Origin of the sequence: Micromonospora acroterricola (assembly GCF_003172955.1) — a bacterium.
GTDB lineage: Bacteria > Actinomycetota > Actinomycetes > Mycobacteriales > Micromonosporaceae > Micromonospora > Micromonospora acroterricola.
Window position 1 is genome coordinate 1 of sequence record NZ_QGKR01000363.1, and the last position, 2,905, is coordinate 2,905.

At 74.2% G+C, this 2,905-nt stretch carries 4 protein-coding genes; 1 reads left to right on the forward strand and 3 read right to left on the reverse strand.

Translation table 11 applies throughout. The features are described from left to right. Positions 1-627 (forward strand): helix-turn-helix transcriptional regulator (locus tag DKT68_RS30220; RefSeq protein ID WP_236647142.1); only part of this gene is annotated, 627 nt, incomplete at its 5' end. A 57-nt stretch (positions 628-684) separates the two neighbouring features. Here the strand turns inward: DKT68_RS30220 and DKT68_RS30225 are convergent. From DKT68_RS30225 to DKT68_RS30235, 3 genes are all read right to left on the reverse strand, one after another. Further along, on the reverse strand, positions 685-1,233 hold the full coding sequence (locus DKT68_RS30225; protein WP_109820780.1) for a DsbA family protein: 549 nt from the start codon (positions 1,231-1,233) through the stop codon (positions 685-687). Further along, on the reverse strand, positions 1,230-1,724 hold the full coding sequence (locus DKT68_RS30230; RefSeq protein ID WP_109820781.1) for a redoxin domain-containing protein: 495 nt from the start codon (positions 1,722-1,724) through the stop codon (positions 1,230-1,232). The genes DKT68_RS30225 and DKT68_RS30230 overlap by 4 nt, the downstream gene beginning before the upstream one ends. Positions 1,725-1,790: 66 nt before the next feature. Beyond that, complete coding sequence (locus DKT68_RS30235) at positions 1,791-2,474, reverse strand: BON domain-containing protein (protein ID WP_109820782.1); 684 nt, start codon at positions 2,472-2,474, stop codon at positions 1,791-1,793. Between the last annotated feature and the right edge of the window lie 431 nt (positions 2,475-2,905).

Sequence of the window (2,905 nt, forward strand, 5' to 3'; positions counted from 1 at the left end):
GACGTGGACACCGCCCGCGACCTGCTGGCCGGCGCCGCCGACGGGGCGGACCCGGCGCTCGCGGTGGCGTTGGCCTGGGTGGAGCTGCGGGCCGGCGACACCGGTGCCGCCGGGCGTGCGCTCCCGGACTGGCAGGCGCCGCCGTCCGCGGCCTGGCCCCTGCCGGTACTCCTGGACGCGGGCCTGCTGGACGCGGTGCTGGCCGACCGGGGCGGGGACGGGCGCCGGGCCGGCCGGGTCCTGGAGCGGGTGCTCGACCTGGCCGGTCCGCCGGGCTGTCGCCGGGTCTTCACGCGCGCGGAACCGCCGGTACGCGACCTGCTGACCGCGCACCTGGACGCCGGCACCGCGCACTTCTCGCTCGTCAGCGATCTGGTCCGGGAGGCCGAGCAGACGACGGCCCGACCGCCGGCGGGGCCGGGAGGCACGCTCGACGAGCCGCTCACCGAGCGGGAGCTGACCATCCTGCGGTACCTGCAGAGCATCCTGTCCAACGTGGAGATCGCCAGCGAGCTGTCGCTGTCGGTCAACACGGTCAAAACCCACGTCCGCAACATCTACCGCAAGCTCGACGCGACCCGCCGGCGTGAGGCGGTCCGGCGGGCGCGCGAGCTGCGGCTCATCTGAACGGTCGACTGGCCGGTCCTGCGGTTCAGGCGTTGGGCGGGGACACCGTCCGGTCCGTCAGGCGTTGGCTGCCGCGTCCACGGCGGCCAGCAGGTCGGGCAGGTCGAATCCGCCCTCATGCCGGACCTCGTTGACGAACAGGGTCGGCGTGCCGTTCACCCCGCTGCGAATCCCGCCCACGAAGTCCCGGCGCACCCGGTCGGCGTACACCCGGTTGTCCACCTCGGTGTTCAGCTCGTCCGGCGGCAGCCCGAGCTGCTCGACGCCGAGCGAGAGGTGCACCGGGTCGAGCTGGTCCTGGTGCTCGTAGAGCCAGTCGTGCATCTCCCAGAACCGGCCCCGGGCGCCGGCCGCCTCGGCGGTCTCGGCGGCGCGTTCGGCGTACGGGTGCACGTTGGCGATCGGGAAGTAGCGGTAGACCATGCGTACCGTCTCGGCCCGCTGCCGCAGCATCTCGTGCAGGTTGGGGTACGCCGTGCCGCAGAACGGGCACTGGAAGTCGCCGTACTCGACGATGGTGACCGGCGCGTCGGCCGGGCCACGGACGTGGTCCTCGTTGGTCACCGGGTCCCGGAGCCGGGCGGTGACCTGCAGTGGCGTACTCATCGGGCCATCACCCCCCGCTCGGCGAGCTTGTCCAGCGCGTCGAAGATGCCGTCCGCACCCGGGTTGACCTCCGGTGGGGAGCCGTAGCTCCAGGCCACCGTCCCGGCGGGGTCGAGCACCACCAGCGCGCGGGCCGCTTCGCCCTGCGGCGTGTACGCGCCGTACCGGCGGGCCACCTCGCCCTTGGGCTCGAAATCGGCCAGCAGCGCGAACTCGATGCCCTGACTCCGGGCGAACGCCCGGTGTGACCAGATGCTGTCGACGGAGATGCCGAGCACCACCGCCCCGTACTGGTCGAACACCGGCGCCGCCGCCTGGTACAGCGACATCTGGTCACCGCAGACCGGGCTCCAGTCCGCGGGGTAGAAGGCGAGCACGACCGGCCGGCCGCGGCACTGCTCGGGCCCGATCTGGCGCCCGTCGGGCGTGCCCGCCAGGGTGAAGCCGGGCGCGGGTCGCCCCGGTTGGATCAGCCCGTTCGGATCACTCATGCCCCCAGCCTGCTCCCGGGGCGGGTGAGGCCGGCTCACCCGCCCCGGGTGGTTCCGCGCTCACGTTCAGCGCAGCGCCGGGGCGACCGCGATGTGGTTCTGGACCTCCCGGATCCCGGGCGCGGACCAGGCCACCTGCTCCACCTCGGCCCGCTCGGGCATCGAGTGCACCAGCCCGGCGAGCACCGCGGTGTCGCCGTGCACCCGGACGCTGATCCGCTCGGCCTCGGTGGCTCCGGCCCGGGCCAGCGCGTCGACGATCCGCTCGGCCAGGTCCCGGCCGTCGGGCGCGGCGGCCGGCCGGACGGTGATGCCGTTGCTCACCCCGCGTACGCCGGTCAGCCGGCAGACGGCCCGCTCGGCGGCCCGCCGCTGGTACTCCCACTCGACGTCACCGTGCAGCGTCACCCAACCGGACGAGACGGTCACCTGGAGCTTCTCGACGGGTACGAACGCGTCCCACTCCAGCGCGTGGCCGGCCGCGGCGGCCAGGTCGGGGTCGGCGCGCTCGGCGTCGCCGGGCAGCCGGACACCGAGGTCGTTGGCGACCGCCCGGACCCCGCTCACCCGGTGCGCGGCGCGCTCGGCGGCCCACTTCTTCGCGTAGCTGTCCACCCGCCCGGTCAGCGTGACGACACCCTCGGCGACGGTCACGCCGATCTCGTGCGGCTGCACCCGCGGCTCCCAGGTCAGCTCGTCGAGCACGGCGGACTGGATGTCCTGGTCGGTACGGCTGATCGTCGCGGCCATCTTGTCCCTCCTCCGGTACGTGGGTGGCGGACCGGTTGACGGCCGCGGCCGGAGTCCGCCGAAGTCCGATCCTGCCGCCGAGGGAGGTGAGCCGGCCTCGCCCGAGGCGGGTGAGGCGGGATGATCTGCCATGGGAGCGCTTCCAAAGTGCCTGTCGATCGGTTAGGGTAAGCACGTTCCTCGATCGCGGAAACGTCGCGTCGCTGGCTGGAGCCAGGGCATCTCCGGCCTGCCTCGCACAGCGTGCCCGTCCCCCGGGCCGCGACGTCCCCGCCGGGACACCCGTCCCCCGGGCGTCCCTCCCGAGCTGATCACGTGGTCCGGGCGCAGTCGGCGGCGCCCGGACCACCCACATCACCGGTCCGCCGCGGCTGCCTGAGGGGTCCGGCACCCGGCGGACCGGCCCCGCCCACATTGGCCCTGCCGACGCC

Coding starts and splice junctions, on each gene's coding strand:
- DKT68_RS30225 (WP_109820780.1), bottom strand. CDS start 1,233: ATGAGTACGCCACTGCAGGTCACCGCCCGGCTCCGGGACCCGGTGACC.
- DKT68_RS30230 (WP_109820781.1), bottom strand. CDS start 1,724: ATGAGTGATCCGAACGGGCTGATCCAACCGGGGCGACCCGCGCCCGGC.
- DKT68_RS30235 (WP_109820782.1), bottom strand. CDS start 2,474: ATGGCCGCGACGATCAGCCGTACCGACCAGGACATCCAGTCCGCCGTG.